Origin of the sequence: Salinimicrobium catena (assembly GCF_900102915.1) — a bacterium.
Classification (GTDB): Bacteria; Bacteroidota; Bacteroidia; order Flavobacteriales; family Flavobacteriaceae; genus Salinimicrobium; species Salinimicrobium catena.
In genome coordinates this window covers 496,846-512,598 of record NZ_FNGG01000002.1, presented here as the reverse complement: position 1 = coordinate 512,598, position 15,753 = coordinate 496,846, and the positions used below count along the sequence as shown (strand labels likewise).

The window sequence follows — 15,753 nt, the reverse complement described above, 5'->3', positions numbered from 1 at the left end:
TAGTTTTTTAAGGGAAACCCCCCATATCAATTTTATCAACCACTGAATATATTTGTAATACAAACTATCCCCTAAATTTTCCCCTCACCCCCCGGTTGTTTCAATTGTGCCAGCAATTTATGTTGGTGAGCTCATGCCTCTAGTGGTAAATGGAGCTTACTTAAGCTGACTTTAAAACCATTTTTATTAACCATAAATATTTCAATTATGAAAAACCTAAGACTATGCATGGCTGCTTCTTTAGTTGTGTTTACCATGATCTTTACCTCATGTAGTAAGGATGAACCCCAGATCGAAAGTTCAGAAAAAGCAACATTATCCTTTGGGGCAATTGTCAATGATCTCTTGAACAAAGCCGGAACAAAACAGGTAATGGCGGATATGCCCGCCTGCACGGATGACACTCCTGCCTTTGTAAGAATTGTTTTAACACAGGGAGATATAGACGTGGTAGGTTCTGAGGATGAACCTTATCGCGTTGATCTGGTTGCCGACCAACTCTTTACAGAAGATGATCCTGCCCTGGAATTAGATCCCGGCTCTTACAGTCTGGACCATTTCTCTGTTTACAATGAAGCAGGCGATCTTATATGGATCGCGCCAAGAATGGGTTCAGATTTGGCCAATTTTGTAGATGGAGCTTTACCTCTTGCTATAAACCTTGGAGCAGGTGTGAAAAAATATGTCGATGTACCAGTATTGTGCTTTGACGACCGTGATGTCAATCAATATGGATATTTATTCTTTGAACTGGATGCCGTACAAGCATATGAACTCTGTTTCTTTGCAAACTACTGTGATGATGACGGCAGGCATTACACTGCCAATTATAGTCTTGATGTGTGGTTAGGAACAGATAACACCGGTACTGCGTTATACACAGATCTTACACCTGAAACAGGAGTAGATGAAAACGGCGACTTCTTTGCAAGGCCTGTTTGTGTAGCCTTACCAATAAACGATGATCCAGATGAGGATTATATTTATTATGAAGCCACCTTACTTGATTGGACAGACAACTATGGTACTGTTACTCCAATGGTCCTAACCGGAACCTTGAGCAGAAACGATATCGAAGCTAACTTTGGTCCTGATATGACTGTAGAGTATGAGCATTTACGATTCAATTGTGAAGGTCAGGGAGAAGAACCAACAGGACCGGTTTGTTTACCAGCTATAAGCGGTGATTGTGAAAGAGTGATATTTAACCAAATGGTAGGGACCAGTGAACAGCCTTCAGGTCAAACTCAATTGTATCCAATCTTTACTCAGGATGGAGATGAAGTGGGAACAATAAGATATAACCTGGTAAAACGTCAGGCTCAAAGAGATCTATTGACTGCCACAGTCAACCTCGTTGACGGATGGGAAGCCACTCACGCAAGGTTTACTTTACCCAACATTGGTGAGGATGATGTTTGTGTCAACAACATAAATGATGATAACTTTGACGTGGTCTATGAAGGTGTAACTCTTACATACCCATTACAGGCGCGAGTCGCAATTAATGTTTGTCCTGAAGATTAAGGAGAGAACGCACTAATTGAATAGAAAAAAGGCTGCTCTATTAAAGGAGCAGCCTTTTCCTATTTAAACGGCTCCATAAAAGATTCTAATACTTCTCAAACACCCCTAACCCAAAGAGCGCATAATCATATTTTACAGGATCATTCGGGTCGAGCTTTCTGAGGGAAGTATCCAACTCCGTTAGGGCCTTTGCATCGTTCTGCTTTCTTTTGAGAAGCCCAAGTTTTCGCGCCACGTTTCCGGAATGTACATCAAGGGGACAGGACAATTGGGAAGAGGATATGTCTTTCCAGATCCCAAAATCTACATTTCCGTTGTCATTTCTCACCATCCACCGCAGGAACATATTGATCCTCTTGGCGGCGGAATTCTTAAGCGGGTCGCTCACATGTTTCTCGGTCCTTACCTCATGAGGTAATTCGAAAAATATTTTCTTAAACTGATGAATTGCAGGCTGTAACCCTGTTTCATCTGAATGATCGGTGAAGATACCTTCCAGTCCGTTATGTTGCTGATAAATGTTCCGCAGCGACCTTATGAAATAGGTAAGGTCGGTTCCGTTGAAGGTACGGTGTACAAAAGAGGAAAGACTTTCAAGCTCTGTTTCGGAATGGTTCAAAACGAAATCATAGGGTGAATTTCCCAGCAATTGCATCATGGAATTCGCGTTTTTGAGGATGGATTTCCTGTTTCCCCAGGAGATGGTGGCGGTCAAAAATCCCGAAATTTCAATGTCTTCTTTCCGGGTAAACTGGTGCGGGATCTGCACGGGGTCCGAACTGATGAAGTCGGGAGTGTTGTATTGTTCTACTTTAAAATCAAGAAATTCCTTTAGTTCTGCGCGCTTCAAAAAAGAGGTTTTTAGAGTTAAATGATCTTACCGTCAACCATGGTGAGCTTCCTGTCGGCCATGTCGGCAAGTTCTTCGTTGTGCGTCACAATTACAAAAGTCTGGCCAAATTCCTCCCGCAATTCAAAGAACAGTTTATGCAGGTTTTCGGCCGATTCGCTGTCAAGGTTTCCGGAAGGCTCATCTGCGAAGATCACCCCGGGATTGTTGATGAGAGAGCGGGCCACAGCCACTCTTTGCTGCTCCCCACCGCTCATTTCTGAAGGTTTGTGATCTGCACGTTTCAGCAATCCCAGAAAACCCAGCAATTCTTTGGCTCTTTTTTCGGCCACGTCTTTTGAAGTTCCCCTGATATAGGCAGGAATGCAGACATTTTCAAGTGCGGTGAATTCAGGTAACAGCTGGTGAAACTGAAAAATGAAGCCTACGTTCTCATTTCTGAACCTGGCGAGTTCCTTCGGGTTAAGACTATATACATCCACGCCATTAACGGTGAGACTACTGTTCTGCTGCCTGTCAGGATTTTCAAGAGTTCCCAGGATCTGTAAAAGGGTAGTTTTTCCGGCACCTGATGCTCCCACGATCGAGACGATCTCCCCATTGGGAATATGAAGGTTAACGCCCTTTAGGACATGCAGGCTGTTATAGCTTTTATGGATGTTTTCTGCTTCGATCATGTTTGCAATATTAATCTTAAATAATGGATCTTATCCGGTTATAATCCAGGTAATATACGATTCTTAAAGAAAGGTTGTGCCTGCCGGGCTGCTGGAAAAGGTTTTCAAGGCTTTCTGTGTACAAAAGGTGGCTTTGGTCGTCAAGGTTAAAGATCGAGTTCCTGTACAATAGGATCATTTCGCTTCCCGGTGCGAATCGCCATTGGTAACTAAGGTCCAGGTTCCAGATGTTGAAGTGGGCGTTGGGATCGTTCTCTTCATCGACCTCATAAGAATATGGTGTTAATTTGCCATTTTGCTGAAGGCTGCTGAATTCTCCTTGCGTAAAATTGGCCGCAGACCAGAAATTCCTGAAGCTAAGGTTGAGTGCATCATTCGTGCTGAAGTTATAGGTTCCCTGCAGGGAATTTTCAATGCTTTCCCTGTCGCGGTTTCCGAAGACGATGTTCTGCGGAAGCAATTCCACGAAACTGTCACGGTTATTCTCCTGCATGTATTCAAAGGAATAGACCAGTAAAAAGCGGTTGTTCACCCTGAATCTCGGACTAAAGCTGAAGTTAAGCTGCCCGTGATCTGTCCCCAGGTAAGAGTTGTAACCCAGGCGGGAATCTACCGCGAACCTTTTTCGGTAATCTGAAGAGATCCAGCCCTGGACATACCAATTTTCGGGATATTCAATAAACCGGTTTTCGCGACGCGGTTCAAAGAAATCCTTAAAAGGAGTGCTGTAATTTAGATTACCTCCAAAAGCGAATCTTTGAGTGGTCATTCCGAAAAAACTGGCGCCAAAATTAGTGGTCACCCCCACATCAGGATCATAACGGCGCTGGTGGTTCCCAAAAAGCTGAATATTGTAATCATTGAAAATACCCGATGGTTCAAAGATGCGATAGGATGTTTCCCAGTAAAAATTGTTGTAATTATTAAAGAACAGAAGCCCCAGATCGTTTATGTTATAGGTCTCGTTGGCGAAGTCGTGTTTGACTCCATATCTGAATTTGCCTTTGGTACGGGAAAATTCCAGGGTAGAGGCAAAACCGGTGAGATTCTGGGCCGGCAGGTTCACATTGCTCATTTTGGCTTCCCCCGCGAAATTGAAAGAACTGTTCTTATTGAAGATATCAAACAGAAATCCGGTCACATTTCCGTCCCTGAAATGGCCTTCACGGGTCACATTGGTATTGATAAGAGAGATGGAGGATTTTTGATCGAACTGTTGGTCCAGGACAAAAATATTATAATTGGTAAAGGGTTCGGTAACCAGTTCCCGGGTTTCTCCGGTAGTTCTATTGCGGTATCTTGCTTTCTGAGTTTCAGTGATCGCGTTGAAAAACCCGATCCCAAGGCCGCCTTCGGTTCTACCCGAGATCTTAAGAGCGTTCAGCAGATCGGTCTTTTCAGGATTGTCAATGATCTCCTCATTTTCGAGTTTTGCGTCCTGGGCTTCATTGAAGCCGGTAGGAGTATCACCGATCCTTCTGGAGTAGAAAAGGTCACCTTTGGTGAAGAGTTCGGTTCCTTCAGTAAAGAAAGCACGGTTCTCCCCAAAGGTCTGCTCAAAAGGGCCTAAATTCAGTTCCACCTCGTCATAAGCGGTTTGGCCAAAATCCGGAATAAGGGTGGCATCAAGGGTAAAGGCTTCGTTAATGCCATATTTAAGGTCCATTCCCGCGTTGAAAGCGGTTTGGGTGTCCCCGTCATAGTTCTCCACTTCCCCGGAAACATACGGATAAAAACTCAGCCTAACAGGCGGATCAATGTTAGTGATCCCTTTTAAAAGTCCGTTATAATGCGTCAGTTTCCCGACAGATTTGTCGATGTAATTCCACACATAGGTTTCGTTACGGTGATTGATCTTGCGGGCAAGCTGCATGCTCCAAAGCTGCTCTTCCTTCTCGGGAAACCGCAGGGCAGAGTAGGGGATCTTCATTTCGGCATACCAGCCCTTCTCATCTATGGAAACCATTCCTTCCCACACCACATTATAGCTGTAGTCTTCGTTCTGACCCTTCATCTTGGCATCGGCCAGGGTTCCAGCAGCCGTCAGGATAAAGCGGGTTTGATTTTCTCCGTCATTGTAAGTATTGAAGTCCACTATAAAAAAGTCGGCGATGGGTAGATTGTCGCGTTGGGCAAATTCTCTTCTTATCCTGTGAGGTTCGTTGTCATACATTGCGGCAGCCACATAAATAGCTTCATCATCATAAGCCAGCTTTACCTCTGTTGGATGAGTAGCCGGCGAGGGATCGCCATCCCCGGGATCCACCATCACAAAATCGGTCGCTACAGAAATATCTTTCCAGGTGGAGTCATCCAGGATCCCGTCGATCTTTGGAGCATCGGTTATCCTTTGGATCTGATATTCTTTTTTTTCGTATTTCTTCTGAAGTTGTGAAAACAATAGCTGAGGGAGAAGAAGCAACAACAGGAAAAAAAAGAATATTCGGGGCATTTTAAAAATAGTTTTACAGATAGTGAAGCCTGGTTTGCAATGTTACTGAAGAATTGGGATATCTAAAAGCAGAAGGTCCTGTAAAAATGGGGATTCGCTCAAATTTTCCTTACTTTTAAGCAAAAACAACAATGAAAGAGAAGAAAATAGAACTGGCTACTTTGGCAGGCGGATGTTTTTGGTGTACCGAAGCTGTTTTCCAGAGAGTACAGGGAGTAGAGAAGGTGATCTCGGGCTTTACCGGCGGAAACATTAAAAATCCGCCTTATCGCGAGGTAGTAACGGGGAGGACCGGCCATGCTGAAGCCATTCAGGTGCATTTCAATCCTGAACTGATTTCCTATGAAGAACTGCTGAAGATCTTTTTCGCTACACATGATCCCACCACCCTAAACCGGCAGCAGAACGATGTGGGTACCATGTACAGAAGCGCGATATTTTATCATTCCGAAGAACAGAAAGCGATCGCCGAAAAGGTCATCAAAGAATTGGAAGAGGAAAAGACCTTCTCAGACCCTATAGTGACTGAGGTTACAAAAGCTGAGGCTTTTTATGTGGCCGAACAGGAACATCATGATTATTATAACCGGCACAGGGCCCAGCCTTATTGCCAGGTGATCATTGACCCTAAGGTTAAAAAGCTGAAAGAGAGCTTTGCTGACAAGCTGAAACAGGCGTAGAGCTTAAAAATGGCACTTTTGTTGCATTATTCAAGAAAAAGAAAAAGATGAAAATACCGAATAAAAAGCTGCTTTTTAAGAGTTTAGTGTATGATGCCGTGGGTATGGCGAGTTCGGCTGTACCACTGGTAGGTCCTTTCCTTGACCTGGCATGGGCACCCTATGCCGCCAAGAAAATGTCTGTGATGTTCCCGGGTAAAAAAGGGAAATTTGCCTCTGTTTTGGTCTTTCTTGAAGAGATCCTGCCATTCACAGATGTGATCCCAACTTTTACTCTTATGTGGCTGTACACTTACGTGTGGAAAAAACAAACCTCTTCCGAAGGACAGACCATAGAAGTGGAAATAGTTTAAGAAATATACTTCCAAAAAGTAAGGCTACCATTTACGGCAGCCTTTTCTTTTTTAAATTAAAACCTTAACCTGGTGCTGAAAATGATATTTCTGCCCATGTTGGCAATGCCATCAGGTTTGAGGCGTGACAAATGGGAGATATAGGTTTTATCAAGAAGGTTGTTCCCGCTTATCCTTAATTCCAAAGCTGTGGAATTCCAGTAGAAAGTATTGCCTACTCCGGCGTTCAGCAGCGAATAACCGGGAGTCCACGTTTCAAAGTTTCCGGGATTGTTTTGATCAAAAACCGTTTTCAGGCTTACCAGTGCAAAAGCCTCATTCAACCAGCCGTTATCTTTAAATTCTGTTCTGAAAGTGTTGAGAACAGATTGCGCAGGGATAAGCGGCAAATATTCGCCATTTTCCTTTTTCCCGATCACCAGTTCATAGCTGCTTTCTATATGTAACCAATCCAGCGGGTGAGGATGTAAGTGAAATCCGGCTTCCCCACCATAAAGCTCTGCATCGTCCTGTACGTATTCAAAAACAGCATTTTCATCGATAATTTCTCCTGTGGGGGATAAGAAAATGTAATTACTCACTTTGTTATAAAAAGCGTTTGTGAACACCTCAAAATGCACATTTCTGTATTCCAAAGCCAGGTCCAGCTGGTAATTCTGTTCATTTTCCAGGTCTGGATTTCCTATTTCATAGCGATTAGTACCGTGGTGGCTGCCGCGGGAAGTGAGTTCCGCCAGGTTGGGAGCCCTGAACCCTGTAGCCAAATTCAACCTTGAAGATAACTGACGGGAAAGATCCACTTTCATTCCAACGGCCCCATTGTAGCTGTTGAAACTTCTCTCAAGGCTGCTGCGGAAATCCTCACTGCCAATCTCTCCCATGGCTTTACTGTCAATATTCCTGTGGTCGTACCGTAATCCTGCCTGAAAATCAACTTTTTCCAGGTGATAGTGACTCGTCGCTAAGATCCCGAAATCTGTAGTTGTTGCATCGGGGATAAGGAATTCTTCCCCGAAGTTCCTGTTCGTCTGGTGCATCCCCTGCAGGCCGATTATGGTCTCGAACTTTCCGTACCGCGGAAAATTGTACTTCACATCATAGTTGAGAGTTTCCAAATGCATCTCTAAGGCCGCTTCGCCCTCCTCATGTGCCGCATGTTCTTCTTCGGTTTCTCCTTCATGCTCTTCCTCATGCTCTTCCTCATGCTCCTCCTCGAATTCCATCCGGTCGTTAAAAGAATAGCCCAATTTCACATCAAGCGAAGCATTCTTCAGAAAAAAAGTATTGTCCAGGCTTAAGATGTGATTCTCTACCTGTTGGTATGGCTCCTGAAACTCTTTGGAAGTGGACTGTTCTCCGATCTCTTCAGGAATACCCGTGCGACTGCTGTTCAGGTTGTAACGCAGATCACCACTGTAACCTGTAGTTCTGAATCCCAAACCGGTTTTAAGGTCCCATTCGTCATACCTCGTATTGGTAACCCTGTTCCCGTTACCGGTTTCGTAGTCACTGTGGGCTGCGTAATTTCCGCGCACCAGGAACTTCAGGTTCTCTCCCGAAGTTTTAATTCCTGCATTGGCTTCATATCCAAGGGTGTTACTGTAGTAATTCCCTGCCAGGTCGATTTGTGTACTGTCTACAGGAGCAAATTTTTCGGGATTTAGATAAAGCACTCCGCCCAAAGCATCACTTCCGTAGAGCAGGGAAGCAGGGCCTTTAATGACTTCCACACTTTCAACTCCAGAAGACGATACTCCAAGACCATGTTCATCCCCAAACTGCTGATTTTCGAGTCTCACTCCCTGAGTATAGACCAGGACCCTATTTGAACTAAGGCCTCTAATTACCGGTTTACCGATCCCTGATCCCGTAGTGATGGTCTCTACCCCGGCTATTTTTGATATTCCTTCGGAAAGGTTTAGGGCACCGGTACGGTTGAGATCTTCAACGGTGGCGCGTTCCACCTTCATGACATTGTCGCTCTGCAACTGGTGAAAAGGGGTGGAAACGATCACTTCTTCAATTTCAATGGCAGTAGGAGAGAGCAGGATCTCAAAAGTTTCTTCCCCGGGCAGGCTAAACTTTACGGTCCTGGTTCCGTAGCCAAGCGAGGAAATAATAAGAGTGTATTCGGCTTGTGGTAAACCTGAAAAACTGAATTTTCCATCCAGGTCGGTTACTGCGATCTTTTCGGTTTTTTGAAGCTCAACAGTGGCTCCAATTACAGGTTCTCCGGAATTCTCATCCAGAACAACTCCTGAAATATTATATTGACTATAGGTGAATAGGGGTAGAATAAAGAACAGCCCCAATAATAACTTTTGCATGCTGATATTTTTAAGTACACGGGAGCAGGACTCCCAAAAATGAATATATGTCTCCGGTAGGTTTAAGCCAGTGCCGGAGGCCCGCGCTGTCCATATGGCAGGGGTTCATGAGTACTTAAAATGCAGTATTCCCTGCTGGTCTTTTCTACGTGTATCCCCGGAAGGAAATGTGTAAAGCTGACAAATTCAGCAGAAGAATAGATTGAATGTTGAAAGGTAAGTAGCTCGCAATCTAAATTATCCTGATGAATGTGAGATTCAGAGTAATGATTGCAAAAGTTATGCTGATGTCCCGTAAATACGTGCGCGAGTTCCACAGCCGATGGAAAGCTGAGAATACCTGTAAGTAAAAGGATCCAAAAAAAGTTGGTCTTTTGGGACATTAGAACTTCTATTTAAGAATTCGTGCAAACCCCATTCGGGAAAGCATATTTTTTTCAAAATTCCAAAAGAAGTTGAACTGCCCAAACAACCAGCCATAGGAAACCAATAGCACCTGGTAGACAGGAAAGATCAACAGAATTCTAAGGGTGTAGTAGATCAAACCTCCCCAAAAGAATTCAGGAGAAAAATTTATTCTTGCAAAACCGAAATATTCTAGAATTGGTTTGGCCACATAAACTGAAGATGAACCTGTTATCCCAAAAACCAGGATGATCAGCAGGATTTGCCCGGTGGAAGAAATGCCCCAGCGTTTTTTCAATTTTTCCATGCGGCAAAGATAAAAAAGAAATCAGACAAAGTTGTAGATTTTAAATTTATCCAAAATTCATCTTAAAAATATCAACTCACAAGCGCGTAGGAACCGAGAATCGCTGGTTATATTTTTGGGAGAGGTAGACAAAGTAATTATACAGCTTGTAATTGACGTCGTAGCCGTAATCTATATTAGGGTCGTAATTTATCTCCTGGGTATATATATCCGGATTGTACCTGAAGGGTTCCCGCACCCTCTGGTTGTAATCGCTAACCAAAAAACGGTTCTTGTTCTCCAGGTAAGATTGTGAATGGTATCCTTCGGGCCTCGCCACTGCATTCAGAAAATAGGAGTAACCGGGATCAATAATGATGATCTCGTATTCCAGACTGTCATTGGCAATACGCACGGTATCGCTCACCGTATCGTTCTGAGCCACTTCATTTGAAGCGCCCATTGACCTTTCTTTGGTAGAAGAGCAGCTGTAGATCAACAGCCCCAAAACCAGCGCGTAAATAAGATTTTTCATAACTCCTGCATTAAATTAATTAGCCTTTGAAAAAGCCTCCCAGTCCCTTGGAATCGGATTTACCTCCAAACAATTTCCCGGTAAGCTGTCCCGCTATGTTGCTGTCATCATCGGCATCCATAAAGGTCTCCAACAAAGACTGGTCGTGAGAGGAATTCGTACCCATCACAGATCCCACCAGGGAGGAAAGCCCGCCTTTACCCACATCATCTTTCCTTTTTTGTTTCCCCAGGATGCCCATAATCACCGGTGCGGCCATTTTAATGATCTTCGTGACTTTAGATGAATCCATTTGAGTGGCTGAGCTCACCACGTCTACGATCTTGTCCTGTTTGCCGCCAAAGTTATGCCCAATTATACCTGAACCTTCAGAAAGCATTCCTGACAGATCTCCATTTTTTAGAGAATCAAGAATTGAGCCGTTGTGTTTTTCCTTATCCAATTCAGAATTCAATTTTTCTGCACCTTCAGAAGAAGTGGTGTTCTTCTTGATCGCGCCCATGAGCATTGGTAGGGCCATCCCCAGAACCGATCTCACCTTGTCTGGTGATTCATCAACTTCCTTGCTGGATCTTTGAACGAATTGTTTTCCTGTGTCTGTATCTAAAAAATCTAAAATTGAAGCCATAATAGTCATTTTTAAGTAATTATAATTTACAAAAAATTGAGGCCACCTCAGAATTCAGAAGGAGCAATTCAAAAAAAATGCTCCTTTTTAACAGGAGCATTTTATATTTTCAGATTTTCTTAAAACTTACTTTTTCAGAATATTGATGATCTGGTCGGCCAGTTCAAGGCCTATTCTGTCCTGGGCTTCGTTGGTCGCAGCCCCAATGTGCGGACTCAAGGAAACCCTGTTGTTCATCAACACTTTAATGGCAGGGGAGGGTTCATGCTGAAAGGTATCCAGAGCGGCAAAAGAAACTTTTCCGCTCTCAAGAGCCTCGATAAGAGCTACTTCATCGATCACTCCGCCGCGGGCAGCATTGATGATACCCACACCGTCTTTCATTTTTTTGATCTCTTCCTTCCCGATCACCGGTTCCTTCTGAGCAGGTACATGTAGGGTGATAAAGTCGGAATGTTTGATCAACTGATCAACCGGCTCAGTTTTGATAGGGATCTTGATCTCCTGGTGGTTGTAGAATTCCAGGGTAATGGTCGCTTCCCCTTCGGTACGGTCGCTGGCTATCACTTTCATTCCAATACCCAAAGCGATCTTTGCCACTTCGCGGCCAATCCTTCCGAAGCCAATTATACCAAGGGTTTTTCCGCGTAATTCTCGTCCGCCAGAATAGCTCTTTTTCAGATCCTTAAAACGGGAATCCCCCTCTAAAGGCATCTCCCTGTTGGCAGCATACAAGTATCGCACGCCTCCAAAGAGGTGGGCGAAGACCAATTCGGCAACAGAGCTTGAGGAGGCTGCTGGAGTATTGATCACATGAAGCCCTTTGCTGCGGGCGTACTCCACGTCAATATTGTCCATCCCAACGCCACCACGACCTATCACTTTTAGGTCTGGGCAGGCATCGATAATGTCTTTTCTAACTTTGGTGGCGCTGCGTACCAGTAGGACATCGATCTCGTTTTCCTTAAGATAATTCTTTAGCTGTTCCTGGGCTACTTTAGTAGTTATTACTTCAAAACCGGCTTTTTCCAAAACATCGATCCCGCTTTGAGAAATACCGTCGTTTGCTAAAACTTTCATGTATGCTAATTATGGTTTTATTGTCCCCTGAAAAGGGAGCTTTGATTAGGCTTTTCTTTCCATTTCGCTCATCACGTCCACCAGCACCTGCACGCTCTCTAGAGGCAGGGCGTTGTAGAGGGAAGCGCGATATCCGCCCACACTCCTGTGGCCGTTAAGACCATTGATCCCTGCTTCTTTCCACATGTCGTCAAAAGTCTCCTTGAGATCATCGTTGGTGATGTTGAAAGTAGCATTCATGTTCGAGCGATCTTCCTTATTGGCATAACCCTCAAACAGAGGATTTATGTCTATCTCTGAATACAGCAGGTTTGCTTTCTTCTCGTTCAATTCTTCAATTCCCGCGATCCCGCCGTTCTTCTTAAGCCATCTTAGGGTAAGCATGGAAACATACACAGCATAGACTGCCGGCGTGTTGAACATACTCGCCTTGTTAAGATGTACCTGGTAATCCATCATGGAAGGGATATGTCGATCCACTTTTCCTAAGATCTCATCTTTGAGCACTACCAGGGTTGTTCCTGCAGGTCCCATGTTCTTCTGGGCACCCGCGTAAATAAGGTCGAACTGTGAAAAATCCATTTGCCTGGAAAAGATATCACTGCTCATATCGCAGATCATCGGCCGGGGGGTCTGCGGAAATTCTTTCATCTGGGTACCATAGATGGTATTGTTACTGGTACAGTGAAAATAATCCACGTCTGAAGGTATGAAAAAACCTTTAGGAATATATTTGAAGTTCTTATCGGCCGAAGAAGCGACTTCAGCAACCTCTCCAAAGAATTTGGCTTCCTTGATCGCTTTGGTACTCCAGGTTCCGGTGTTGAGATATGCCGCCTTGGTCTTTAGCAGGTTGTAAGCTACCATAAGGAACTGCATGCTTGCACCTCCCTGCAGAAAAAGAGCCTTATAACCCTTGCCTTCCAGCCCCAGTAGTTCAAGTGCCAGGCTGCGGGCTTCTTCCATCACGTCTACAAAATCTTTGCTGCGATGGGAGATCTCTAAAATGGATAAACCGGAGTTGTTGAAATCAAGAATGGCCTGCGACGCTTCCTGAAATACTTCCTGCGGGAGTATACAGGGGCCTGCGCTAAAGTTGTGTTTTTTCATATTGAAATTTTTAACAGTTACAAATATGAGAAAACTATGCGGGTTTACTTGTTATTAAAATGATAATTTACCCGCATTTTCGAGGAAAACCCGCAGGTTTTATATCTTTTTTGTCAGGAATTGAAGAGTATCTACATTATCTGCATAATCCCACAGGTTGGGCTGCTGAGTTTTTCCGAAATCTACTTCATTCTCGAACAGCTCTTGGGAAACCACACATTGAATGTTCTCTTTCCTCGCTTCCAGCTCCTTTTTCAGTTCTTCTTTATCTGAATAGGTTTCGTAGAACAACGTGGCGATAGGGGAACCGAAAGATTTATCCTCCTTGAGGATCAGAAATCCATTTTCCAGCAGTTTGAACTGGCTCATAAGGTAGACCGCCTTATTGTAATCGTAGTTGTTGGCGTATTTAGCCTGATTGATAATGGGATTCCAGGAATACATAGCTTTGAAAAATGCATCAAAATCATAATTTTCTGGTACGTACAATTTAGAGACGTTGCGGCAGCCCAGGCCGTAATACCTGAAGATATCTTCCCCCAGAGCAGCGAGTTCTTCAGCAGATTCCTCTCCCGTTAGAACGGCTACGGAACTTCGGTTCTTGCGAATGATGGAGGGTTTTCCGGCAAAGTAATATTCAAAGTAGCGAGCGGTATTATTGCTACCGGTGGCGATAACCGCATCGTAATCTTTCATTTTTGAAGCTCCTTCTGAAGAATCTGACAAAAATTGAATTTTTTCCTTCCATTCCGGGGCAAGAGCGATGAGATAATCGGCTATTACCGGAAGCAGGAGCTTGTCATTGGAAGATTGCTTCACCAGGACCTTATGGCCGCTTATTAAAACCGAAAGAAAATCGTGAAAGCCCACCAGCGGAATATTACCGGCCATGATAAGCCCAACGGTCTTTGGCTGCACTTCTGAAAGGCCATAAGGCTTCAGCCATTGGTCCAGATTCTCTGAAGTCAGCGCCCGGCTCCATTGATCAAGCGAGAAAAGCACATTTTCACGAGTGAACCAGCCGTTGTGGTGTACTGCCGCTTCGATCGTATCCTTCATCCTGGCAAAAAATTGGTCGTTGTGAGGGATGTTTTCTTTTTCAAAGATCCCTTCCGCAGTGAACTGACCAAGGAATTTTCCCAGGCTTACAAACTTTTCTTTCCGCTCCTCAATTGTCATTCTCTAATTTGTTTAAGAACTGATTTGGCTTTAAATTTGTGCAAATTTAGAATAAAAATAAGCTATGGCAATTATTATAACCGACGAATGCATAAACTGCGGAGCCTGCGAACCTGAATGCCCAAATACGGCTATTTACGAGGGAGCAGACGACTGGCGTTATGCAGACGGAACAGACCTAAGCGGAGATATTGTCCTTCCCAATGGGAAACAGGCTAATGCCAATGAGGCACAAGAACCGTTAAGTGATGAGATCTATTATATTGTTCCCGATAAATGTACTGAATGTATGGGCTTTCACGAGGAACCGCAGTGCGCTGCCGTGTGTCCTGTGGATTGCTGCGTACCCGATCCTGCCAACGAGGAAACCGAAGAGCAGTTGCTGGGAAAACAATCTTTCATGCATCACGATTAGTTTCGGGAACGTGTATAAAAACAAAAAACCTGCAGAGATCTGCAGGTTTTTTTATGCTCTCATTTGAAAACTTCTTATTTGATCTCTACCACTTCAAGATCAAAGACAAGATCTTTTCCTGCCAATGGGTGGTTTCCGTCAACAACGATAGTGTCTTCTTTTACTTCGGTAACCACAAGGTTCATTTCGCGGCCGTCAGGGCTTTTTGAAACAAGTCCCATTCCTACTTCAGGCTTGATCTCTTCCGGAAGCTGGCTTTTTTCCACTTCCTGAACCAATTCCTGTCTTGGCGCACCATAAGCTTCCTCAGAAGGAATATTGATGGTTTTCTTTTCATTCACCTTCATATCCAGTAGACCTTTTTCAAACCCTGGAATAAGCTGACCCTGACCCATTGTGAATTCGATAGGCTCTCTCTCGAGAGAACTGTCGAAAACCTGCCCGTCGGCTAATTTTCCGGTGTAGTGAACTTTTACAGTGTCATTTTGTTTAACCTGACTCATAATAACGTGTTTATCTAATTAAAAAAATTATGTGAAATGGAAATAAAACAGAAAATAAAAAGGGAAGTCCTTAACAGCGCTGGATGTAGATCCACATTTCGATTTGCAAAGGTACCATTATATTTAGGAAACACAAAGTTTCCCCAGATAACTGCCTGAAATGAACGGGATTTGTGTTTTTTTGCACCGCCGAAAAATAATCGGTCAAAAATGAAGTTTTAGAGGCGGTATCCTTCCAAAGCCCTTCTTAAAAGAGGGTTAATAAAGGATCGCTGATATGTGTAATCGATAAATTTTTAGTATGTTGGTAATGATGATTTCTGAAAAATTCATTTTAAAACTGCTTTTACTTCCGCTTTTTTTCGTGGGAAGTTTATGGAGTTGCGATGAAGAAGGCAGGGAAGAGGTAATGCCCGAAGTAAAGACGATGACAGTAACGGCTTCGGCATATAATTCCCTGAAAGTACAGGGATCTGGCAATCCAAAAATTACAGCCTGGGGCGATACGTTGACCCCAGGTGTAAAATCAATTGCGGTTTCAAGGGACCTGATCAAACAGGGCCTTACTTATAAAACCCCCGTAAAGATCGAAGGGCTGGAGGGGATCTTTATCGTAAACGATAAAATGCATTCCCGCTGGAAGAACAAGATCGATATTTACATGGGAATTGACCGGGAAAAAGCGATGAACTGGGGCAGAAAGAAGGTGGAGATATCTTTTCCCGTAGAAATGGAGGAATGAGCTG

The 15,753-nt window shown here is 43.9% G+C and carries 17 protein-coding genes; 5 read left to right on the top strand and 12 right to left on the bottom strand.

What is annotated here, in order from left to right; all coding sequences use genetic code 11:
- Nucleotides 1-207: 207 nt before the first annotated feature.
- Entirely contained in the window at nt 208-1,527 is a 1,320-nt protein-coding gene (locus BLS64_RS06825; protein ID WP_093112754.1) for a hypothetical protein, read from the top strand.
- An 85-nt stretch (nt 1,528-1,612) separates the two neighbouring features.
- Here BLS64_RS06825 and BLS64_RS06820 read toward each other — a convergent pair whose 3' ends face one another.
- The 3 genes from BLS64_RS06820 to BLS64_RS06810 are packed head-to-tail and all read right to left on the bottom strand — an operon-like array spanning nt 1,613 to nt 5,506.
- Nucleotides 1,613-2,377, bottom strand: a complete 765-nt coding sequence (locus BLS64_RS06820; protein WP_093112753.1) for a TIGR02757 family protein — start codon at nt 2,375-2,377, stop codon at nt 1,613-1,615.
- Between the two features lie 17 nt (nt 2,378-2,394).
- A complete protein-coding gene (locus BLS64_RS06815; RefSeq protein WP_093112752.1) occupies nt 2,395-3,054 on the bottom strand; it encodes an ABC transporter ATP-binding protein in 660 nt (219 codons plus the stop codon).
- A 16-nt stretch (nt 3,055-3,070) separates the two neighbouring features.
- Entirely contained in the window at nt 3,071-5,506 is a 2,436-nt protein-coding gene (locus BLS64_RS06810; RefSeq protein WP_093112751.1) for a DUF5916 domain-containing protein, read from the bottom strand.
- Between the two features lie 131 nt (nt 5,507-5,637).
- Here BLS64_RS06810 and msrA point away from each other — a divergent pair, with 131 nt between their 5' ends.
- Both msrA and BLS64_RS06800 read left to right on the top strand, forming a co-directional pair.
- A complete protein-coding gene (gene msrA / locus BLS64_RS06805) occupies nt 5,638-6,186 on the top strand; it encodes a peptide-methionine (S)-S-oxide reductase MsrA (RefSeq protein WP_093112750.1) in 549 nt (182 codons plus the stop codon).
- A gap of 47 nt (nt 6,187-6,233) precedes the next feature.
- Nucleotides 6,234-6,539, top strand: coding sequence for a hypothetical protein (locus BLS64_RS06800; protein WP_093112749.1), 306 nt, complete (start codon nt 6,234-6,236; stop codon nt 6,537-6,539).
- 56 nt (nt 6,540-6,595) lie between these two features.
- On the opposite strand, the gene BLS64_RS06795 is transcribed toward BLS64_RS06800, so the two are convergent.
- The 8 genes from BLS64_RS06795 to BLS64_RS06765 form a co-directional block, all read right to left on the bottom strand.
- Entirely contained in the window at nt 6,596-8,866 is a 2,271-nt protein-coding gene (locus tag BLS64_RS06795) for a TonB-dependent receptor (protein ID WP_093112748.1), read from the bottom strand.
- A gap of 62 nt (nt 8,867-8,928) precedes the next feature.
- The gene (locus tag BLS64_RS15185) at nt 8,929-9,249 is read right to left on the bottom strand and encodes a hypothetical protein (protein ID WP_176763441.1); all 321 of its coding nucleotides are present in this window, start codon (nt 9,247-9,249) and stop codon (nt 8,929-8,931) included.
- Nucleotides 9,250-9,257: 8 nt separating this feature from the next.
- Nucleotides 9,258-9,578 carry a DUF6787 family protein gene (locus BLS64_RS06790; protein WP_093112747.1) on the bottom strand — a complete coding sequence of 107 codons (321 nt, stop codon included), beginning with the start codon at nt 9,576-9,578 and terminating at the stop codon, nt 9,258-9,260.
- Nucleotides 9,579-9,654: 76 nt separating this feature from the next.
- A complete protein-coding gene (locus tag BLS64_RS06785) occupies nt 9,655-10,092 on the bottom strand; it encodes a DUF6146 family protein (protein ID WP_093112746.1) in 438 nt (145 codons plus the stop codon).
- 19 nt (nt 10,093-10,111) lie between these two features.
- Entirely contained in the window at nt 10,112-10,720 is a 609-nt protein-coding gene (locus BLS64_RS06780; protein ID WP_176763440.1) for a DUF937 domain-containing protein, read from the bottom strand.
- 126 nt (nt 10,721-10,846) lie between these two features.
- Nucleotides 10,847-11,800, bottom strand: a complete 954-nt coding sequence (locus tag BLS64_RS06775) for a D-2-hydroxyacid dehydrogenase (protein WP_093112744.1) — start codon at nt 11,798-11,800, stop codon at nt 10,847-10,849.
- Between the two features lie 45 nt (nt 11,801-11,845).
- Nucleotides 11,846-12,910 carry a 3-phosphoserine/phosphohydroxythreonine transaminase gene (gene serC, locus BLS64_RS06770; RefSeq protein WP_093112743.1) on the bottom strand — a complete coding sequence of 355 codons (1,065 nt, stop codon included), beginning with the start codon at nt 12,908-12,910 and terminating at the stop codon, nt 11,846-11,848.
- Nucleotides 12,911-13,009: 99 nt separating this feature from the next.
- Nucleotides 13,010-14,089, bottom strand: coding sequence for an acyl-CoA reductase (locus tag BLS64_RS06765; RefSeq protein WP_093112742.1), 1,080 nt, complete (start codon nt 14,087-14,089; stop codon nt 13,010-13,012).
- A gap of 64 nt (nt 14,090-14,153) precedes the next feature.
- Between BLS64_RS06765 and BLS64_RS06760 the strand changes: the two genes are divergently transcribed.
- Nucleotides 14,154-14,504, top strand: a complete 351-nt coding sequence (locus tag BLS64_RS06760; protein WP_093112741.1) for a 4Fe-4S dicluster domain-containing protein — start codon at nt 14,154-14,156, stop codon at nt 14,502-14,504.
- Nucleotides 14,505-14,578: 74 nt separating this feature from the next.
- On the opposite strand, the gene BLS64_RS06755 is transcribed toward BLS64_RS06760, so the two are convergent.
- The gene (locus BLS64_RS06755) at nt 14,579-15,007 is read right to left on the bottom strand and encodes an FKBP-type peptidyl-prolyl cis-trans isomerase (protein ID WP_093112740.1); all 429 of its coding nucleotides are present in this window, start codon (nt 15,005-15,007) and stop codon (nt 14,579-14,581) included.
- Between the two features lie 301 nt (nt 15,008-15,308).
- On the opposite strand from BLS64_RS06755, the gene BLS64_RS06750 reads away from it, so the two are divergent.
- Entirely contained in the window at nt 15,309-15,749 is a 441-nt protein-coding gene (locus BLS64_RS06750; RefSeq protein ID WP_245693387.1) for a 3D domain-containing protein, read from the top strand.
- Nucleotides 15,750-15,753 lie beyond the last annotated feature (4 nt).

Excerpts from the sequence above, each read along its gene's own strand:
- BLS64_RS06815 (WP_093112752.1), bottom strand. The coding sequence starts at position 3,054 with ATGATCGAAGCAGAAAACATCCATAAAAGCTATAACAGCCTGCATGTC.
- BLS64_RS15185 (WP_176763441.1), bottom strand. The coding sequence starts at position 9,249 with ATGTCCCAAAAGACCAACTTTTTTTGGATCCTTTTACTTACAGGTATT.
- BLS64_RS06785 (WP_093112746.1), bottom strand. The coding sequence starts at position 10,092 with ATGAAAAATCTTATTTACGCGCTGGTTTTGGGGCTGTTGATCTACAGC.
- BLS64_RS06760 (WP_093112741.1), top strand. The coding sequence starts at position 14,154 with ATGGCAATTATTATAACCGACGAATGCATAAACTGCGGAGCCTGCGAA.
- msrA (WP_093112750.1), top strand. The coding sequence starts at position 5,638 with ATGAAAGAGAAGAAAATAGAACTGGCTACTTTGGCAGGCGGATGTTTT.
- BLS64_RS06755 (WP_093112740.1), bottom strand. The coding sequence starts at position 15,007 with ATGAGTCAGGTTAAACAAAATGACACTGTAAAAGTTCACTACACCGGA.
- BLS64_RS06775 (WP_093112744.1), bottom strand. The coding sequence starts at position 11,800 with ATGAAAGTTTTAGCAAACGACGGTATTTCTCAAAGCGGGATCGATGTT.
- BLS64_RS06800 (WP_093112749.1), top strand. The coding sequence starts at position 6,234 with ATGAAAATACCGAATAAAAAGCTGCTTTTTAAGAGTTTAGTGTATGAT.
- BLS64_RS06795 (WP_093112748.1), bottom strand. The coding sequence starts at position 8,866 with ATGCAAAAGTTATTATTGGGGCTGTTCTTTATTCTACCCCTATTCACC.
- BLS64_RS06790 (WP_093112747.1), bottom strand. The coding sequence starts at position 9,578 with ATGGAAAAATTGAAAAAACGCTGGGGCATTTCTTCCACCGGGCAAATC.
- BLS64_RS06765 (WP_093112742.1), bottom strand. The coding sequence starts at position 14,089 with ATGACAATTGAGGAGCGGAAAGAAAAGTTTGTAAGCCTGGGAAAATTC.
- BLS64_RS06825 (WP_093112754.1), top strand. The coding sequence starts at position 208 with ATGAAAAACCTAAGACTATGCATGGCTGCTTCTTTAGTTGTGTTTACC.
- serC (WP_093112743.1), bottom strand. The coding sequence starts at position 12,910 with ATGAAAAAACACAACTTTAGCGCAGGCCCCTGTATACTCCCGCAGGAA.
- BLS64_RS06750 (WP_245693387.1), top strand. The coding sequence starts at position 15,309 with ATGTTGGTAATGATGATTTCTGAAAAATTCATTTTAAAACTGCTTTTA.
- BLS64_RS06810 (WP_093112751.1), bottom strand. The coding sequence starts at position 5,506 with ATGCCCCGAATATTCTTTTTTTTCCTGTTGTTGCTTCTTCTCCCTCAG.
- BLS64_RS06780 (WP_176763440.1), bottom strand. The coding sequence starts at position 10,720 with ATGGCTTCAATTTTAGATTTTTTAGATACAGACACAGGAAAACAATTC.